The organism is Nonomuraea sp. NPDC050540 (genome assembly GCF_044457485.1).
In the GTDB taxonomy this organism is placed as follows: domain Bacteria; phylum Actinomycetota; class Actinomycetes; order Streptosporangiales; family Streptosporangiaceae; genus Nonomuraea.
Map to the genome: position 1 here is coordinate 726,191 of NZ_JBITHA010000003.1, position 17,487 is coordinate 743,677.

General features: G+C 70.4%; 17 protein-coding genes. 13 read left to right on the top strand and 4 right to left on the bottom strand.

The genetic code is table 11. The features are described from left to right. Window positions 1–17: 17 nt before the first annotated feature. Window positions 18–1,424, top strand: a complete 1,407-nt coding sequence (gene der / locus ACIBI5_RS13690) for a ribosome biogenesis GTPase Der (protein WP_379612907.1) — start codon at window positions 18–20, stop codon at window positions 1,422–1,424. Between the two features lie 262 nt (window positions 1,425–1,686). Beyond that, entirely contained in the window at window positions 1,687–2,922 is a 1,236-nt protein-coding gene (aspS, locus tag ACIBI5_RS13695; RefSeq protein WP_397246503.1) for an aspartate--tRNA(Asn) ligase, read from the top strand. Here the strand turns inward: aspS and ACIBI5_RS13700 are convergent. From ACIBI5_RS13700 to ACIBI5_RS13710, 3 genes are read right to left on the bottom strand one after another with little or no spacing between them, the layout of a single operon-like run. Further along, window positions 2,873–4,402, bottom strand: coding sequence for an MFS transporter (locus ACIBI5_RS13700; protein ID WP_397246505.1), 1,530 nt, complete (start codon window positions 4,400–4,402; stop codon window positions 2,873–2,875). The two genes, aspS and ACIBI5_RS13700, sit on opposite strands and share 50 nt — an antisense overlap. Beyond that, complete coding sequence (locus ACIBI5_RS13705) at window positions 4,399–5,043, bottom strand: LppX_LprAFG lipoprotein (protein WP_397246507.1); 645 nt, start codon at window positions 5,041–5,043, stop codon at window positions 4,399–4,401. Before ACIBI5_RS13705 ends, ACIBI5_RS13700 begins: the two co-directional genes overlap by 4 nt. 59 nt (window positions 5,044–5,102) lie before the next feature. Then, window positions 5,103–5,561, bottom strand: coding sequence for a MarR family winged helix-turn-helix transcriptional regulator (locus ACIBI5_RS13710; RefSeq protein WP_184960989.1), 459 nt, complete (start codon window positions 5,559–5,561; stop codon window positions 5,103–5,105). A gap of 185 nt (window positions 5,562–5,746) precedes the next feature. Here ACIBI5_RS13710 and ACIBI5_RS13715 point away from each other — a divergent pair, with 185 nt between their 5' ends. The 11 genes from ACIBI5_RS13715 to ACIBI5_RS13765 all read left to right on the top strand — a co-directional run bounded on the left by ACIBI5_RS13715 (window position 5,747) and on the right by ACIBI5_RS13765 (window position 16,278). Then, the gene (locus tag ACIBI5_RS13715; RefSeq protein ID WP_397246510.1) at window positions 5,747–6,694 is read left to right on the top strand and encodes a cation diffusion facilitator family transporter; all 948 of its coding nucleotides are present in this window, start codon (window positions 5,747–5,749) and stop codon (window positions 6,692–6,694) included. 171 nt (window positions 6,695–6,865) lie between these two features. After that, on the top strand, window positions 6,866–7,651 hold the full coding sequence (locus ACIBI5_RS13720; RefSeq protein ID WP_379612901.1) for an MlaE family ABC transporter permease: 786 nt from the start codon (window positions 6,866–6,868) through the stop codon (window positions 7,649–7,651). Beyond that, a complete protein-coding gene (locus ACIBI5_RS13725) occupies window positions 7,651–8,505 on the top strand; it encodes an ABC transporter permease (protein ID WP_397246512.1) in 855 nt (284 codons plus the stop codon). Before ACIBI5_RS13720 ends, ACIBI5_RS13725 begins: the two co-directional genes overlap by 1 nt. 5 nt (window positions 8,506–8,510) lie before the next feature. Continuing rightward, window positions 8,511–9,530: an MCE family protein gene (locus ACIBI5_RS13730; RefSeq protein WP_397246514.1), complete on the top strand. Its 1,020-nt coding sequence runs from the start codon at window positions 8,511–8,513 to the stop codon at window positions 9,528–9,530. A 1-nt stretch (window position 9,531) separates the two neighbouring features. Beyond that, entirely contained in the window at window positions 9,532–10,611 is a 1,080-nt protein-coding gene (locus ACIBI5_RS13735) for an MCE family protein (RefSeq protein ID WP_397246516.1), read from the top strand. Further along, on the top strand, window positions 10,602–11,627 hold the full coding sequence (locus ACIBI5_RS13740; RefSeq protein ID WP_397246518.1) for an MlaD family protein: 1,026 nt from the start codon (window positions 10,602–10,604) through the stop codon (window positions 11,625–11,627). The genes ACIBI5_RS13735 and ACIBI5_RS13740 overlap by 10 nt, the downstream gene beginning before the upstream one ends. Then, entirely contained in the window at window positions 11,624–12,655 is a 1,032-nt protein-coding gene (locus tag ACIBI5_RS13745) for an MCE family protein (RefSeq protein ID WP_397246520.1), read from the top strand. Before ACIBI5_RS13740 ends, ACIBI5_RS13745 begins: the two co-directional genes overlap by 4 nt. Further along, the gene (locus ACIBI5_RS13750; RefSeq protein WP_397246522.1) at window positions 12,652–13,683 is read left to right on the top strand and encodes an MCE family protein; all 1,032 of its coding nucleotides are present in this window, start codon (window positions 12,652–12,654) and stop codon (window positions 13,681–13,683) included. The genes ACIBI5_RS13745 and ACIBI5_RS13750 overlap by 4 nt, the downstream gene beginning before the upstream one ends. Further along, the gene (locus ACIBI5_RS13755) at window positions 13,680–15,017 is read left to right on the top strand and encodes an MlaD family protein (protein WP_397246524.1); all 1,338 of its coding nucleotides are present in this window, start codon (window positions 13,680–13,682) and stop codon (window positions 15,015–15,017) included. Before ACIBI5_RS13750 ends, ACIBI5_RS13755 begins: the two co-directional genes overlap by 4 nt. Further along, window positions 15,014–15,673, top strand: coding sequence for a hypothetical protein (locus ACIBI5_RS13760; RefSeq protein WP_397246526.1), 660 nt, complete (start codon window positions 15,014–15,016; stop codon window positions 15,671–15,673). Before ACIBI5_RS13755 ends, ACIBI5_RS13760 begins: the two co-directional genes overlap by 4 nt. Before the next feature lie 17 nt (window positions 15,674–15,690). Then, entirely contained in the window at window positions 15,691–16,278 is a 588-nt protein-coding gene (locus ACIBI5_RS13765) for a 4'-phosphopantetheinyl transferase family protein (RefSeq protein WP_397246528.1), read from the top strand. On the opposite strand, the gene nuoH is transcribed toward ACIBI5_RS13765, so the two are convergent. Beyond that, the gene (gene nuoH, locus ACIBI5_RS13770) at window positions 16,254–17,480 is read right to left on the bottom strand and encodes an NADH-quinone oxidoreductase subunit NuoH (RefSeq protein WP_397246530.1); all 1,227 of its coding nucleotides are present in this window, start codon (window positions 17,478–17,480) and stop codon (window positions 16,254–16,256) included. The two genes, ACIBI5_RS13765 and nuoH, sit on opposite strands and share 25 nt — an antisense overlap. Window positions 17,481–17,487 lie beyond the last annotated feature (7 nt).

Below are 17,487 nucleotides of genomic sequence, written 5' to 3' on the forward strand. Positions count from 1 at the left end.
CGAAGGACGAGAACATCGTGAACACGGGGGACTGGGTCGAGGCTGAGTTCGACGACCTGCAGATCAGTGACCATGACGACGACAGCGGGCCGCTGCCCGTCGTGGCCATCGTCGGACGCCCGAACGTCGGCAAGTCCACGCTGGTCAACCGCATCATCGGCCGCCGCGAGGCGGTCGTGGAAGACGTGCCGGGCGTCACCCGCGACCGCGTCGCCTACGACGCCAACTGGCGCGGGCGCCGCTTCACCGTGGTCGACACCGGCGGCTGGGACCCCGACGCCACCGGCATGAACCTGCGCATCGCCGAGCAGGCCCAGGTGGCCGTCCAGCTCGCCGACGTGATCCTGTTCGTGGTCGACGCCACCGTGGGCGCCACCGACGCCGACGAGATCGTCGGCAACGTGCTGCGCCAGTCCGGCAAGCCGGTCATCCTGGCCGCCAACAAGGTCGACAACCAGCAGCTTGAGCTGGAGGCCTCCGGGCTGTGGGCGCTGGGGCTCGGCGAGCCGTACCCCGTCTCGGCCCTGCACGGGCGCTCCAGCGGCGACCTCCTCGACATCGTGCTGGACGCGCTGCCGGAGACGCCCGAGCTGAAGTTCGGCGAGCAGGGCGGCCCGCACCGGGTGGCGCTGCTCGGCAAGCCCAACGTCGGCAAGTCCTCCCTGCTCAACAAGCTCGCGGGGGAGGACCGGGTGCTGGTCGACCCGATGGCGGGCACCACCCGCGACCCGGTCGACGAGCTGATCGAGCTCGGCGGCAAGCCGTGGCGCTTCGTCGACACCGCCGGCATCCGCCGCCGCGACCGTGAGCTGCAGGGCGCCGACTTCTACGCCGCCATGCGCACCCGCGCCGCGCTCGAGAAGGCCGAGGTGGCGGTCGTGCTCATCGACGCCTCCGAGCCGCTCACCGAGCAGGACCTGCGCATCATCGGGCTCGTCATCGAGTCCGGCCGGGCCATGGTCGTGGCCTTCAACAAGTGGGACCTGGTCGACGAGGACCGGCGCTACTACCTGGAGAAGGAGATCGACCGGCAGCTCGTGCGGACCCCGTGGGCGCTGCGCGTCAACATCTCCGCCAAGACCGGCCGGCACGTCGACCGGCTCGTCCCGGCGCTGGAGAAGGCGCTCGACTCCTGGTCCACCCGGGTGCCGACGTCCCGGCTCAACGCCTTCCTCACCGAGCTGGTCCAGGCGACGCCCCCGCCGGTGCGTGGCGGCAAGCAGCCCAAGATCCTGTTCGCCACGCAGGCGTCCACCGAGCCGCCGAAGTTCGTGCTGTTCACCTCGGGCTGGCTGGAGGACACCTACCGGCGCTTCATCGAACGCCGGCTGCGCGAGGAGTTCGGCTTCGCCGGTTCGCCCCTTGAGGTGACGATGAAGATCCGCGAGAAGCGCAAGAGCGGCGGGGCCCCGGCCAAGAAATGATAAGTTGACCGGCAACGCGTAGACGGAGATGAGTAGTCCGGGGACCACGCGGGTCCAGAGAGCCGCCGGCAGCTGAGAAGGCGGCCCTGCGCCCCGGGCGAAGACACTCCCGAGTGCGGGGAGGAAATGCCCCGCCGGCCTGACCCCCGTCATCGGGTCGTGGAGGCCGCCTCCTCGCGGGGCGGCGAAAGTGCGGTGGCACCGGGAGCTCCCTTCTCCCCCGCACTCCCAAGGGGTCATGCATCTTCCCCGAGGAGTTGTGATGATCTCTCGTGTCCTGTCGGCGGAGCTCTCCGAGCACGCCGGGCAACGAGTCAAGATCGCCGGATGGGTTCATCGCCGCCGGCAGCTGAAATCCGTGTCGTTCCTCGTCGTACGCGACCGTGCGGGCCTGGCCCAGGCGGTCACGACCAGCCCGGATCTGCCGGGTGAGGAGAGCGTCGTCGAGATCACCGGGATCGCCACGCCCAGCGCGCGGGCGCCCGGCGGCGTGGAGATCACCGAACCCGAGATCACCGTGCTGGGCGAGGCCGCCCAGCCGCCGTTCGAGCTGTTCCGCCCCGAGGTGAGCGCGGCGCTGCCGACCGTGCTCGACCACGCGCCGCTGGCCCTTCGCCATCCCGCGCTCCGCCTGCCGCTGGAGATCTCCGCGGCCAGCGTGGCGGGCTTCCGGGAGACGCTGGACCGGCTGGCGTTCACCGAGATCCACACGCCCAAGCTGGTCGAGTCGGCCACCGAGTCCGGCGCGAACGTCTTCTCCGTCGACTACTTCGGCGGCCGCGCCTACCTGGCCCAGTCGCCGCAGTTCTACAAGCAGATGATGGTCGGCGTCTTCGAACGCGTCTACGAGGTCGGGCCCGTCTTCCGCGCCGAGCCGCACGACACCGCCCGCCACCTGGCGCAGTACACCAGCCTCGACGCCGAGCTCGGCTTCGTCACCGACCACCGCGACGTCATGGCGGTCCTGCGCGAGGCCGTCGCGGGCATGGTCGAGTCGGTACGGCACCGCGTCCCGAAGGCCCGCGACCTGCTGCCCGAGGTGCCCGCCGAGATCCCGGCGGTGCACTTCTCCGACGTCAGCGACGAGCCCGACCTGTCACCGGCGCGTGAGCGCGAGCTGTCGGAGTGGGCGCGGCGCGAGCACGGCTCGGACTTCCTGTTCGTCACCGGCTACCCGATGGCCAAGCGTCCGTTCTACACCCATCCCGACCCGGCCAAGCCCGGCTCCTCCAACGGCTTCGACCTGCTGTTTCGCGGGCTGGAGCTGGTCACGGGCGGGCAGCGGCTGCACCGGCACGCCGACTACCTCGCCGCGCTGGCCGAGCGGGGGGAGGCGGCGGAGCCGTACCGGGGATATCTGCAGGCCTTCGCGTACGGCATGCCGCCGCACGGCGGCTTCGCCATCGGCCTGGAACGCTGGACGGCCCGGCTGACCGGCGCGGCGAACATCAGGCAGGCGACTCTGTTCCCGCGCGACCTGCATCGCCTCTCGCCGTAGGCATCCAGAGGGCCACCACGGCGCCCAGCAGGCAGAGCACGGCGGTCACGAGGAACATCTCGGTGTACTCCACGTGCAGGGCCGCCTTCACCTTCGCGGTGTAGACGGCCAGCTGCTGGGCGTAGGTGGCCGCGTCGACGCCGACGGGCAGCGGGGTGTCGAGGTCGGCGGTCAGCGACTGGAAGCGGTAGAAGCCCCAGGCGGACACGCCCGCGATGCCGATGAGCATGCCCATCATCCTGGCCACGACGACGGCGGCGGAGGCGACGCCGTGCTGGACCGCCGGGGTCACGCGCAGGACCGCGGCCGAGATCGGCGCGATGACCAGGCCCAGGCCGAGGCCGGCGACGATGAGCGCGAGGTCGATCGGGTGCCCGGTCAGGTCGAGCGGCCAGCGGTTCATCAGCACGTATCCCACGGTGGCGACGAGCAGGCCGGCGACCGTGACCGGGCGGTCGCCGAGCCTGCGGGCCAGCACGCCGCCGAGCACCGCGCCGACCGGCAGCGCGATGAGGAAGCGGCCCAGCACCAGCGCGGCCTCCAGCGCCTCCAGGCCCAGCAGCGTCTGCGCGGTGAACTGCACGAACACCATGGTGACCAGCAGCGCGGCGCCGGCGAGGAAGCTGACGCCGAGCGTGGCCAGCAGCGGGCCCTTACGGGTGCCGGCCAGGTCGAGCAGGCGTACCGGCGAGCGGATCTCCCACCAGACGAACACCGCGCCGACGACGAGGCCGGCGGCGATCGCCGGCAGGCCCCACGGCGGCAGGATCGCCTTGGCCGGGTCGTTGTTGTAGAAGCCGACGACCAGCAGGGCCAGCGCGAGCGCGAGCAGCACGCCGCCCACGGTGTCGATCCGGGCTCCCGCCGGGGCGACCGGGACCGGCGGGCGGCCGGGAACCGTGCGCTGCACCGCGATCGCGGCCAGCGCGGCCAGCGGGAGGTTGATCCAGAAGATGGCGTGCCAGCCGCCCAGCTCCACCCCGAACACCTGGAAGGCCGGGATCAGCGCCAGCACGCCGCCGTAGAGCGGGCCCAGGGCGCTGCCGAGCTCCTGGGCGGCGCCGACCGCGCCCAGGGCGACGGGGCGTTCGCGCTCGTCCCACAGGTCGCCGATGAGCGCCATCGTGATCGGCAGCAGCGCGCCGCCGGCGATGCCCTGAAGGGCGCGCCCGCCCACGACCATGGGCAGCGATCCGGCCAGCGCGGTCAGCAGGGAGCCCAGCGCGAACGCGGCCAGGCAGGCGTGGATCAGGGGACGCCGGCCGTACCGGTCGGACAGTTGCCCGAGCAGCGGCATCGCGGCGATGTAGCCGAGCAGGAAGCCGGTCACCACCGGCGTGGCCCGCTCCAGGTGGTTCAGCGGTACGCCGACCTCGGTGGCGATGTCGATCAGGACGGTCACCACGACGTAGGCGTCGAGCGCGGCCAGCAGCACCACCGTCCCGCCCACGCCGAGGGCGACCCGGCGCGCCGCCTTCATCCCGCGGGCGGGGTGATCGTGACCGGGGCGTCGTAGTCGCTGAACGAGACGATCACCGAGCCGTCCTGCAACGGCAGGGTGGCCTTGGTCAGGCGGGAGGAGGCCTTGTCGACCAGAAGCCGGCCGTTCACGCCCTGGGAGACGCCGGGGATCAGCTTGCCCAGGACCTCGGGCGAGAAGGTGGCCGCGACCGTGTACGCCGCGCCCTCCTCGCCCTCGACCCGCGGGTCCGTGGCCGTCGACAGGAGCTTGGCGATGCCCTCGGCGGGCGACAGGATCAGCGACGGGTCGTAGATCTGGGCCAGATCCTTCTTCGACATCTTCTGGAAGCCGCCGGTCGGGCCCTTGAAGTGGACGGTGTCGCCGACCACGAAGAAGCTGATCTCCTGCAGGCTGCCGAGCACCTCGATGGTGAGCGTGCCGTCGGCGTCGCCGGCGGAGGTCAACCGGCCGTCGGCCTTGCGTATCTGCACCTTGGGCTTGCCCTCGGTGGCGATCGCGAACGAGGCGGACTTGACCGACTTCATCGCCTCGGCGGACTTCGTCATCAGGTCGGGACCGCTGGGCAGCGCCGCCCCGCCGCCGGACGAGCAGGCCGCGGCCAGCGCTAGGGCAAGGACGATCAGCAGCTTTCTCAGCATGTCCGGATCGTAGCGAGCGCGCGGGAGCCCACGGGCCGGTCGCCGATATCGGTTGGGTGTCAGCGCAGCTTCTTGAGATGCTCCACGATCGGCGTGTACGCGGCGTCGAGCTCGTCGAGCTGGTCGTCGGTGAGCCGGTCCACGAAGTGCTCGCGGACGCTGGCCACGTGGTGGGGCGCCACCCGCTGGATCGTCTCCCAGCCCTGCTCGGTGAGCACTGCGAACGTTCCACGACGGTCGTCGCGGCAGTCCTCCCTGACCACCAGGCCCTTGGCCTCCATGCGGGAGATCTGGTGCGACAGGCGGCTGCGTGACTGGATCGTGGCGTCGGCCAGGTCGCTCATCCGCATCCTGCGCTCCGGGCTCTCGGAGAGGTTGACCAGGATCTCGTAGTCGTTGAGCGACAACTCGAACTCCTGCAACTCCCGATCGAGGCGGTGCATCAGCAGCTTGTGCAGAGCGAGATGAGCACGCCATGCGCGTTGCTCGGTGTCGGTCAGCCAACGAGGGGCGTTCATGATCTCAATCTACCTCTCGCGAGCGCCTGCTCCCCTCCTCAAACCCTGCCGGACCTGTGTCGAAACCCGCATACCCATGTGTTCCCGGAGCCGCTTCGCGCTTTGGTGCGCGCTTTCATGGGCGCTTCGTTGTGGAGTCACCTGATTTCGAAGATGCTCAAGATCGCTCACGTAGAGTGATGCCCATGGCTGAGGGCGCGGGGGAGAGCTTCTGGACGGTGCTGGTCGCCGGCCTGGCCAACCTGGCCATCGCCGTGGCCAAGCTGGTCGCGGGCCTGATCAGCGGATCCGCCGCGATGCTGTCGGAGGCGGCCCACTCCGCCGCCGACACGGTGACGGAGGTCCTGCTCCTGGTCGCGGTCCGGCAGGCGGGCAAGCCGGCCGATCGGCGCCATCCCTTCGGGTACGGCAAGGCCGGGTTCTTCTGGGCGATGATGGCGGCCGTCGCCACGCTGGTGGGCGGGGCCGGGTTCTCCATCACGCACGGGGCGCACACGATCGTCCACGGCGAGTCGCTGGGCGACTTCACCCTCTCCTACGTGGTGCTCGGGGTGTCGTTCGTCATCGAGGGCGTCTCGTTCCTGAAGGGGCTCTCCCAGGCGCGCCGCGAGGCGCGGCGGTGGGGGATCGGGCCGGTGCGGCTGGTCGCCCGCACCTCCGACACCGCGCTCAAGGCGGTCATGCTGGAGGACGCCGCCGCGCTGGCCGGGCTGGTCATCGCCGCGGGCGGGCTGCTGGGTTCGCAGTTCAGCGGGTCGGCGCTGTGGGACGGGGCGGCGTCGGTCGCGATCGGGGTGCTGCTGCTGGTCGTGGCGCTGGTGTTGATCGCGGCCAACGTCTCGCTGCTGATCGGGCAGGCGGCGCCGCGGCCGGTGGAGACGGAGATCCGGGCCCTGCTGCTGGCGCAGCCGGAGGTGGCCGACGTGGTCGAGCTGCTGACCATGTACCTGGGGCCGGGGCGGCTGCTGGTCGCGGCCAAGATCGATTTCGACGACGCGGCGAGCGCGGCCGGGGTGGAGATCGCCTGTGACCAGGTGGACCGGCGGCTGCGCGCGCACGTGCCCACGATCTCCCAGGTCTTCCTCGACCCGACCCCCACCCGCCGCCAGGAGCGGCCGGAACGTCAGTGGTAACGGGGTTGTCACATTTCGTGGTGGGCTGACAACAGGTGAGCCGGGTCTCATAGCTTTTGCGCAAATTCAGCAGAAAGCATCGACCTACTGGACAACTCGTCAGTAAGGTGACTGCTCCGGAGTCGCCCCGGTTCACGAGGTGGTCATGACGGTAACCAAGGCGGAGCGCTGATGGCCGGTTACGTCGGCCGGAAGGCCGGGTCGGCCCTGGGACAGGTGGGTGAGCTTTTCGTCATCGTCCTGGAGGGCCTGCGGCGTACCTGGGACGTCAGAAGCTGGTGGTGGGAGTTCGTCGAGCAGTGCTGGTTCCTGGCCCGGGTGACGAGTGTGCCCGTGCTCCTGGTCTCGCTGCCGCTCGGCGCCACCGTGGCCCTCCAGGTGGGCGAGCTGGCCTGGCAGCTCGGCGCCGCCTCCGCCACCGGCAGCGCCGTCTTCGTCGGCCTCATCCGGGAGGTCGCCCCGCTGGCCAGCGCCCTGCTCATCGCCGGCGCCGGAGGCAGCGCCATGACCTCCGACATCGGCGCCCGCCACATCCGCGACGAGCTGAGCGCCATGGAGGTCATGTCCGTCAACCCCATCCACCGGCTGGTCACGCCGCGCATGTGGGCGGCCAGCACCGTCGCCGTGTGCCTGTGCCCGCTGGTCATCCTGGCCGGCGCCTCGGGCGGCTACTTCTTCAACGTCGTCGTCCAGGGCGTCACCCCCGGCGCGTACTTCGACGGCGCGCTCTCGCTCGTCGTCGGCTCCGACCTCTACGTCACCCTCTTCAAGGCGTGGGTGTTCGGCTTCATCGCCGCGGCCGTCGCCTGCTACAAGGGCATGACCTGCGCGACCAGCCCGGTCGGCGTCGGGCGGGCGGTCAACCAGTCCACCGTGGTCACGTTCATGCTGGTCTTCGCGTTCAACTACGTGATCTCCGCCGTCTACTTCCTCGCCTACCCGCCCAAGGCGCTGTGATGGCCACCCGTACGGCGGGCCTCAGGTTCGCCCGGCAGGGCCGGGAGATCGGCGAGAAGTTCGCCACGCTCGCCGACTGGCCGTTGTTCGTCTGGCGGGTGCTGTTCTACTCCGTACGCGACATCGTCCTGCGCCTGCGCTACTTCAAGGTCGTCATGCGGCAGGTCAGCGACGTCGTGATCGGCGTGGGCGCCACGGTCATCGGCGGCGGCATGATCTTCGTGGTGTTCACGATGGCCTTCGTCGTGGGCGCCACCGTCGGGCTCCAGGGATACCAGGGGCTCCAGGCGATCGGCGCCGAGTCGTTCATGGGCCTGGTGGGCAGCTTCGCCAACGTCCGCGAGATCACGCCGATCATCGCCGCCACGGCGCTGGCCGCGCAGGTCGGCTCGGCGTTCACGGCGGAGCTGGGCGCGATGCGGATCTCGGAGGAGATCGACGCGCTGGAGGTGATGGGCATCAACGCCTTCACCTACCTGATCTGCACCCGCGTGGTGGCGGCGCTGCTGGCGCTGATGCCGATCTACCTGATCGCGTTGTTCGCCAGCTTCTTCGCCACCCGGCTGATGAGCACGGTGCTGTTCGGCCTGGCGCCGGGCGTCTACGACTACTACTTCTACCTGTACCTCCCGGTCAGCGACATCGTCTTCAGCGTCGCCAAGGTCGGGGTGTTCGCGTTCACGGTCATCGTCATCCACTGCTACCACGGCTTCCACGCCACCGGCGGCCCGGTCGGCGTGGGCGTCGCGGCCGGGCGCGCGATCCGCCAGTCGATCGTCACGATCGTCCTGCTCAACCTGTTGTTGTCGTACCTGTTCTGGGGTGGCGGCGGCAGCGTGAAGCTGACGGGGTGAGGGGCATGGGACGCAAGGAACTCACCCTGCCCACCCGGATGGCGATCGCCGCCCTGGTGGTCGTGGCGCTGGTGGCGGCCACGGTCTTCATCGTGCGCAACGCCTCCCAGGTGAGCGGGACCCGGATCGACGCGGTCTTCGGCCGCGCCGGGCAGGGCATGGACACGAACTCGCCGGTCAAGATCCGCGGCATCACCGTGGGCGACGTGACCGGTGTCGCGCTCAACGCCAAGGGGCAGGCGGTGGTGACCATGCACGTGCAGGCGGGCGTGCGGGTGCCGCGGTCGGCGGTCGCCTCGATCGAGCCGGCGTCGGTCTTCGGGCCCAAGTACGTCAACCTGAAGCTCGGCTCGGGGGAGGGGGCGGGGCCGTACCTCGGCAGCGGGGCGGTCATCACGAGGACCGAGGACCCGCTGGACCTGTCCGACACGCTCGGCGACGCCTACCGCGGCCTGGACGCGGTCGACCCGCGCGAGGTCACGGTCATCGTGCACACGCTCGCCAAGGGCCTGGAGGGACAGGGCGAGGACCTGCGCGAGCTGATCGACGACGCGGGCACGGTCGTCGGCGTCGCGCACAAGCACCGCGGGCTGGCCCAGCGGTTCCTGCGCGACACGGCCGCCCTGTCGGGCGCGCTGGCCGGCAAGGGCGACGAGCTCGTGGCCATCGGCGAGGACATCAACACGATCACCCCCGACCTGCTGAAGCGCGCCGACAAGGTACGCGCCCTGCTCAAGGAGATGACCGACATCTCCGACCTGACCGCGCACGGCCTGCGCAAGCACCGGCAGAACCTGCGCGCCGGCGTGCACTCGGGCGAGCGGGTGGCCGCGCTCATCTACGCCCAGCTCGGCCTGGCCGGAGACGGCGTACGCGGGCTGCGCACACTCGTGGACCTGCTGAACGAGCTGATCGAGGCGCCGGGCCCGGACGGCGCCCGGCAGATCCAGGTGGAGGCGTTCGTCTCGACCGACATCTGCGAGCTGATCGTCGGCGCCTGCGGCCCGACCGACGGGAGGCGCTGAGGTGGCGGCCCCCGCCAGGACCTCGCCGCAGATCGTGCGGCGCCGCTGGACCCTGGTGAAGTTCGCGCTGTTCTTCGGCGTCGCGGCGGGCCTGATCGGGCTGATCACCGTCCAGATCGCCCGGGTCGCCACCGGCGGCGGCTACAACCTCGTCGCGACCTTCGACGACGTCTCCGGCCTGGTGGAGGGCGACCAGGTCAAGATCGCGGGCGCGCCGGTCGGGCAGGTCGCCACCATCAAGGTGGTGAACGGCAGAGCCGAGGTCACCATGGAGGTGCAGGAGGGCGTCGCCGTGCCCTCCGACACCGAGGCGGCGATCCGCTGGCGCAACGCCGTGGGCCAGCGCGTGGTCTACCTGCTGCCCGGCACCGCCAAGGACCGCCTGCCGCCCGGCGCGCGCATCGCCCGCACCGCCTCGGTCGTGGACATCGGCGAGCTGGTCAGCGATCTCGGCCCGCTGACCAGGAGCCTGGACCCCGAGCAGATCAACCAGCTGCTCACCGCCGCCGCCAAGGCGCTCAAGGGCAACGACAAGAACATCCCGAGGCTGCTCGACAACGTCAACGCCATCACCGGCACGCTCACCGAGCGCAGGGAGACGATCCGCGGCCTGCTGAAGGACTACGCGACCGTCAGCGGCGTGGTCGCCAAGCGCGACGAGCAGATCTCCCAGCTGGTCGACAACCTGGTGGTGCTGTCGGAGGCGTTCGCGGGCAACAGGAAGCTCATCGACGACTCGATCGTGGAGCTGAGCGCGACCCTGCACACCTCCAACGAGGTGCTCGGCAAGAACGCCGGCGAACTGGGCGCGCTCGTGGACAACCTGTCGCGCCTGACCGGCGGCATCCGGCGCAACGTGGGCACCATCGAGAAGACGGTCAACACCTTCCGCCCGCTGTTCGAGCGCGCCTACTCCAGCGTCAACCGCGGCCACTACTTCATCTCCGCGGTCCCATGCGTGGCACTGGGCCCGTCGCCGTGCCCGTACCCGATGACCACGCCGCCCCCGCTGCGCGGCAGCAAGAAGATCGCCAGCACCCAGGACCTGCGGAAGCTCATGGTGGGTGACCGATGGCCCTGAAGTCCTTCCGCGACCGCAACAAGATCGTCGTCGGCCTCGTGTCGGTGGCCGTGCTCGGCTCGCTGCTGGTCGCCACGTTCCTGGTGGGCAGCCTGGGCCTGCTGGAGGGCGGCTACACGATGTCGGGGACCTTCACCGACTCCGGCGGCCTGCGCGGCGGGCAGGACGTGCGGGTGGCGGGCGTGCGCGTCGGCGAGGTGACGGAGGTCAGCGCGGACTACGCGCAGGGCCACGTCGTGGTCACCTGGCGCGTCGACTCCGACGTACGGCTCGGCCGCACCACCCGGGCCGACATCGCCCTGTCCAACCTCCTCGGCGGCCGCTACCTCAGGCTGACCGGCCCGGTCGCCGCCCCCTTCATGGACCAGCTCCCCGAGGGGCAGCGCCGCATCCCGGTGGAGCGCACCGGCACCCCCACGCTGATCAACGACGCGGTCAAGGACGCCACCCGCCTGGTCAAGGCCCTGGACACCGACGCCGTGGACGCACTGCTCACCGAGCTCGGCAAGATCGACACCAGCGAACGCGGCCGCATCACCCGCCTGCTGAAGAACATCGGCGACCTGTCCGACACCATCAGCGAGAGCGAGCCCCAGCTGCGGAAGCTCCTCGACAACGGCACCCGGATCATGGACCTGCTGGAGAAGAAGGACAAGCAGCTGGCCCGCCTGATCGACGCCATCGAGATCATGCTGAACGAGCTGCGCGGCCGCAGGAACGAGCTGCGCACGCTGCTGGGCGACGGCAGCGACCTGGTCCAGAGCACCACCAAGCTGATCAACGAGCACGAGAAGGCACTCGTCCAGGTCCTCGACGACAACGGCGCGATCACCACGCGGCTCAACGCGAGCAACCAGGAGTTCAACAAGCTCGTGGCCTGGATCGGCCCGACGTTCTCCGGCCTGGCGACCATGGGCGGCCAGGGGCCCTGGATCGAGGCGATCGCCACCGGGCTCGGCCCGATCAACCCGGAGGTGCTGGGCGCCATCGCCAAGGACAGGAAGAACGACCGATGAGAGTGCTGAAGCTGCTCGTGGCGACGCTCCTGCTGGTCTCCTCCGGCGGGTGCGGGCTGGTGGGCGGGGCGGCGCCGTACACGATCACCGCGATCTTCTCGAGCGCGCCCTCGCTGTACGAGCAGGCGCGCGTGAAGGTGATGGGCCTGGACGCCGGGTACGTGGAGCGGATCGCGATCGAGGGCGACAAGGTCCGGGTGACGATGTCGGTGGACGCGCGGGTGCCGCTGCCGGAGCAGGTGAAGGCGGTGGTCGCGCCGCAGAACACGCTCGGCGAGCGCAACGTGGTGCTGTATCCGCCGTGGAAGCCGGGTGAGCGGCGGGCCGGGCCGGGCGCGGTCATCCCGCTGGGGCGTACGGACCTGCCGGTGGAGATCGACGACGCGCTGGACGCCTTCACGAAGCTGACCGACGCCCTGGACGACGAGAAGCTCGGCGACGTCGCGGGCAACCTGGCCGACGGCGTACGCGGGCGCGGCAAGACGATCAACAACGCGCTCTCCGACACCGCCGAGCTGACCGGCACACTCGCCAAGCAGGACCAGCAGCTCATCGACCTGGCCAAGGGCCTGAACCGGCTGGCCACCAGCCTCAACGACCGCCAGGGCCAGGTGACCAGGGCCATCGACGCCTTCTCCGAGGCGAGCGCGATCCTGGCCGAGGAACGCCGCAGGCTGCGCGGCTTCATCGCGGGCATGGCGGACTTCGTCCGGCGCGGCGACGTGATCATCGAGGAGTACTCCGAGCGCCTGCCCAGAGCCGCGGGGACGCTGGCCGAGCTGGTGCTGACCGTGCGGGCCAACAGCGAGTCGCTGGCCGCGGGGATCAAGGGCGCGGCCGACTTCGCCGACGTGCTGGTCGAGGCGTGGGACAGGAAGAACCACCTGCTGAAGATCCGCGTCGTGCTCAACGCGATGACCAGGGCGTGGCTGCAGCCGTTGTTCGACGCGCTGAACCTGGGCAAGGTGCCGTGCCTGCCCGGTCAGCTCAGCAACTGCCCGTTCCAGAAGAAGAAGGGCGGACGATGAGAGCGCGCGCCCTGACCGGCCTGCTCGCCCTGGCGATCACCACCTCGTGCTCGCTCCAGACGCTCGGCGGGACGAGCGGCGACCTGACGCTCCACGCGACCTTCGACGACGTGCAGAGCCTGGTCGCCGGCCACAGCGTGCAGGTCTCCGACGTCAAGGTGGGCTCGGTCACCGAGATCCGGCTGCAGGGCTACCAGGCCAGGGTCACCATGGAGATCGACGGTGCGCACCGGGTCCCGCGGGGCACGACCGCGACGGTGGCCAAGACCTCGGTGCTGGGCGAGAACTACGTCGCGCTCAGCCCGCCGCCGGGCAAGGACCTGTCCACCGGTCCGTACCTGCCCGAGGGCGCGACGATCACCGACACCTCGGTGGAGCCCGACATCGAGCAGGTCACCGAGAAGGCCGGTCCGCTCATCGAGGCCATCGGCGCGCAGGACGTCAACGCCATCCTGGACGCCGCCTCGACCGCCTTCGCCGGCAAGGGCGGCGACGTCAACAAGCTCATCAGGCAGACCGCCGAGGTCACCGACAGCTACGCCGCCGCCCGCACCGAATTGGCGGCCACCGTCGACTACCTGGCGCGGCTCGGCGACGACCTGGCCAAGGGCGAGAAGGAACTGGACAAGCTGCCCGGCACGCTGGCCGCGGCGACCGCCAGGATCGCGCACGGGCGCAAGCACGTGAAGAAGGCCATCGTCGCGCTGACCGGCCTGGCCGAGGAGGCCAACACCACCGTCTACCCGCGCCACGCGGCCCGCCTGCGCACGATCATGCGCGAACTGGACGGCGTCACCGGCGCGATGGTGCGCGGCAAGGAGGATCTCAAGCGCCTCATGGCCAGGATCCAGTACTTCATCGACACGCCGCCGATCACCGTCAACGGCCAGGTGCTCATCTACGTCTGGCTGAAGGGCCTGCTGGTCAACGACAGCAGGGGCGTCATCCCCAACGACATCAAGGTCGAGCCGCCGGCGCTGCCGAACCAGCTCAAGGACTTCCAGCTGCTGTGGGAGCCGCCGCGATGAAGAACCTGCGCATCTACCTCAACCTGGGCTTCTTCGCGCTGCTGGGCATCGTGATGACGATCTGGGCGTTCACCACGATCATCAAGCTGGACGCGATCGAGCAGCCGTACCGGGTCTCGGCCGAGTTCGAGTCCTCGCCCGGCCTGATCCGCGGCTTCGACGTCGCCTACCTGGGCGTGCGGGTCGGGCGGATCGGCGACGTACGGCTGGCGCCCGGCAAGATCGTCGTGGGCCTCGACATCGAGCGGGAGGTCCGGCTGCCCAAGGCGCTGACGGCCGAGGTCCGGCGCAAGTCGGCGATCGGCGAGCCGTACGTGGAGCTGTCCCCGCCCAAGACGATGACCGGCCAGAACCTCGCGCCCGGCGACACGATCCCGCTGCGCGAGACGTCGGTGCCGCTGGACTACAAGAAGTTGTTCGAGGGTGTGGGCAAGCTGCTCAACGCGGTCCCGCCCAAGGACGCCAAGACGATCACGCACGAGCTGGCCGTGGCGCTGGAGGGGCGCTCGCCGGCGATCAGGAGCATCGTCGACGACGCCCACGGCCTGACCGACACGCTGGCCGACAACTCCGAGGTACTCGACGAGCTGTCGGTGCAGCTCACCGAGCTGACCCACACGCTGGCCGGGAAGCGGAACGAGCTGGCCTCGGGGATCGAGAACACCGAGCTGGTGACCTCCTCGCTGGTGGAGTCGCGGCAGGACCTCAACGCGTTCCTGGACCAGGGGCCTGGGGTGTTCGCGCAGATCGACGGGCTGCTCCAGCGGGCCAGGCCGGGCTTCTCCTGCCTGCTGTCGGCGGCCGGGACGCCGCACAAGCCGATCTTCTCCCCGGATTCCGAGCGGAACATCCACCACCTGCTGAGCACGATGCCGACGGCGCTCAGCCTGGCCGACGACATCAGCGACCACCGCGACGGCACCGTCTACGGGCGCAACATGTTCGTCTTCAGCGTGCCGGGCGGGCCGAAGGTGGCCGAGGAGTACGCCGAGCCGCTGGGGCCCCCGGCCATCCCGGGCCTGCGTGCCTGCCCGAAGCGGGCGCCCGCCGCTCCCGAGGCCGCCGCGGAGCGCCCGGAGAAGGACGAGCGCCCCCGCGAGGAGGAGGCGCGCGCGGCCCGTCCCGTGACCTCCGGGAAGAAGCAGGAGCCTGCCACAGAGGCGACACCGACCCCGAAGAAGGACGTCCCCGCCAGGACGGCCTCGGCCGACACCCCGCTCGACCACACGCCCCTGATCGCCGCGATTTTCCTCGCGGTCGTCGCGGGTGGTGGCATCGTGGGCTGGATCGCGGTGGGCCGTGCCGCCCGCCGGCGCGAAACGGAGCTTTCATGACCACTGACCAGGAAACCCCCGCGAAGGCTGAGCCTGACGTAGAGGTTGAGACCGAGGCTCAGGCGAAGGTCGACTCCGGTCTCCGCATGAAGATCATGGGCGCCGTGGCCGCCATGCTCGTCGCCGCCCTCGCCGCGACGGCCGTACTCCAGTGGATGTCAGCGGGCCGCGCCCAGGACGCCCGCGCCGCGCTGGAGGCCGACCGGGCCCTGCGCCTGGAAGTCTCCCAGGCCGCGCACACCTTCGGCCAGTCGCTGCTCAGCTACGACTACCAGAGCCTGCAGGCCACCAGGACCAAGCTCATGGCCATGGCCACCGGCGACTTCCTCAACACCTACGACGACGCCTTCGGCGGCGTGATGGAACAGGTCATCGTCAAGCTGCGGGCCGTCTCCGTCGCCACCGTCCGCGACGTCTACCTCGCCGATGCCGACCAGTCCTCCGCCCATGCCATTGTGGTGGTGGACCAACAGGTGACGACCGCCAAGGCGATCAGAAGCGTCAAGGACTCGCACCTGAAGATCGCTCTGGTGCGGGAGAAGGGGTCATGGAAGGTTCGCGAGGTCACGGTGCTCGGCGCGGCCCAGGAGAACCAGTACAACAAGGACGGCACACCCCTGGCCGACCCGAGCCCCACCCCGACCAAGAAGAAGTAGCCGCCACCGCCGTCGTCATGGGCGCGCGTCCCGAGCAGGTGCACGCCCCCGCCGCCTGGCTCACCGACGTCGAGCGCGCGCGCTCGGCCCGCTTCGTGCACGAGGCAGACCGCCGCGCGTTCGTCGCCGCCCACCTTCTGGTACGGCTCAGCGCCGCGGCCTGCCTGGACGCCGACCCGGCCACGCTCACCCTGCTGCAGTACTGCGAGATCCACGGGGAGGGGCACGGCCGGCCGTACCTGAAGGAGTTCCCCGGCCTCGGCGTCAGCCTGAGCCACACGCGCGGCTACGTCGCCGCGGCGGCGGGACCGGGAAAGGTGGGCGTCGACGCGGAACGGGTCCCCCCGGGCGCCTTCGACACCACGCTGGCGGCCCAGATCGCCGCGCCCACGAGCATCACCGACAACACCGAGCTGATCCGCCTGTGGGCGCGCAAGGAAGCGCTCATCAAACGCGGTGAACTGTCCCTGGACACGGTCCGCGCCCCGATCGCGTGGGACGGGCACCACGTGCTCGAATGGCGGGAACCGCCGGACGTCGTGGTGGTGGCGGTCACCGATGTGAAGGCCGAGCGGGTGCCTCATGGCCGGGAGCCGTCGTGGTAGTGCGGGAGGTCGAGCGGCGGCACCGGGAAGCCGCCGGCCGTGGGCACGCGGGACAGCTCCGTCTGCCGCGCCTCCTCGCGCCGCTGTCGCACGGTGTCGAACCGTAGCCAGACGGCCAGCGTGCCGGCCACGATGACCACGCCGAGGCCGATGCCCAGCGGCTCGGCGCCGTTCACCACCAGGTTGCGCACCGCCGCCACCACCATGATCCAGGCCAGGCCGGCCGGGATCAGCACCTTCCAGCCCAGCGCCATCAACTGGTCATAGCGGACACGCGGCAACGAGGCGCGTACCCACACGACGAAGCAGAAGACCAGCACGAACTTGACGAGGAACCACAGCGGTCCCCACCAGCCCTCGTCCGGCAGGCCGAAGGGCGCCCGCCACCCGCCCAGGAACAGCGTGATCGCCATCGCCGACGCGGTGAACGTGTGCAGGTACTCGCCCATCATGATCAGGGCGAACTTCAGCGACGAGGAGTACTCGGTCTGGAACCCGCCGACCAGCTCGCCCTCACCCTCGGGCAGGTCGAACGGGATGCGCGCGGCCTCGCCGAACACGCAGACCACGTAGATGAGAAACGACGGCAGCAGCAGCACCGCGAACCAGGTCCGCTCCTGCGCCCCGACGATCTCCGAGGTGGACAGCGTCCCGGCGACCAGGAACACGCCGACGAACGACAGTCCCATGGCGATCTCGTAGGAGACCACCTGCGCCGCGCTCCGCAACCCGCCCAGCAGCGCGTACGGCGAGCGCGACGACCACCCGGCCAGCACCACCCCGTACACCGACACCGCGCCCATGGCCAGCGTGAACAGCACCGCCACGGGCAGGTCCGCCAGCTGCAGCGGCGTCCGCACCCCGAACAGGCTCACCACCGGCCCGAACGGCACGACCGAGAAGGCCAGGAACGCCGGCACCACCATGATGACCGGCGCCAGGAGGTACAGCACCCGGTCCACCGCGCGCGGGAACAGGTCCTCCTTCAGGCCCATCTTGATCGCGTCCGCGACCGACTGCAGGATGCCGGACGGTCCGGCCCGGCTGGGCCCGCGACGGTGCTGCATGCGCGCGATCAGCTTGCGCTCGAACCAGACCCCGAAGACGACGCCCAGCGCCAGAAAGAGGAAGAGCATCACCGCCTTCGCGATGATGATCCACAACGGGTCCGCGCCGAAGTCGGCGAGGGTCGGATCGGCCATGACGTGG

Bases quoted from the DNA above. Each gene is read 5' to 3' on its own strand.
- aspS (WP_397246503.1), top strand. From the start codon at position 1,687: ATGATCTCTCGTGTCCTGTCGGCGGAGCTCTCCGAGCACGCCGGGCAA.
- ACIBI5_RS13700 (WP_397246505.1), bottom strand. From the start codon at position 4,402: ATGAAGGCGGCGCGCCGGGTCGCCCTCGGCGTGGGCGGGACGGTGGTG.
- ACIBI5_RS13705 (WP_397246507.1), bottom strand. From the start codon at position 5,043: ATGCTGAGAAAGCTGCTGATCGTCCTTGCCCTAGCGCTGGCCGCGGCC.
- ACIBI5_RS13710 (WP_184960989.1), bottom strand. From the start codon at position 5,561: ATGAACGCCCCTCGTTGGCTGACCGACACCGAGCAACGCGCATGGCGT.
- ACIBI5_RS13715 (WP_397246510.1), top strand. From the start codon at position 5,747: ATGGCTGAGGGCGCGGGGGAGAGCTTCTGGACGGTGCTGGTCGCCGGC.
- ACIBI5_RS13720 (WP_379612901.1), top strand. From the start codon at position 6,866: ATGGCCGGTTACGTCGGCCGGAAGGCCGGGTCGGCCCTGGGACAGGTG.
- ACIBI5_RS13725 (WP_397246512.1), top strand. From the start codon at position 7,651: ATGGCCACCCGTACGGCGGGCCTCAGGTTCGCCCGGCAGGGCCGGGAG.
- ACIBI5_RS13730 (WP_397246514.1), top strand. From the start codon at position 8,511: ATGGGACGCAAGGAACTCACCCTGCCCACCCGGATGGCGATCGCCGCC.
- ACIBI5_RS13740 (WP_397246518.1), top strand. From the start codon at position 10,602: ATGGCCCTGAAGTCCTTCCGCGACCGCAACAAGATCGTCGTCGGCCTC.
- ACIBI5_RS13745 (WP_397246520.1), top strand. From the start codon at position 11,624: ATGAGAGTGCTGAAGCTGCTCGTGGCGACGCTCCTGCTGGTCTCCTCC.
- ACIBI5_RS13750 (WP_397246522.1), top strand. From the start codon at position 12,652: ATGAGAGCGCGCGCCCTGACCGGCCTGCTCGCCCTGGCGATCACCACC.
- ACIBI5_RS13755 (WP_397246524.1), top strand. From the start codon at position 13,680: ATGAAGAACCTGCGCATCTACCTCAACCTGGGCTTCTTCGCGCTGCTG.
- ACIBI5_RS13760 (WP_397246526.1), top strand. From the start codon at position 15,014: ATGACCACTGACCAGGAAACCCCCGCGAAGGCTGAGCCTGACGTAGAG.
- ACIBI5_RS13765 (WP_397246528.1), top strand. From the start codon at position 15,691: ATGGGCGCGCGTCCCGAGCAGGTGCACGCCCCCGCCGCCTGGCTCACC.
- nuoH (WP_397246530.1), bottom strand. From the start codon at position 17,480: ATGGCCGATCCGACCCTCGCCGACTTCGGCGCGGACCCGTTGTGGATC.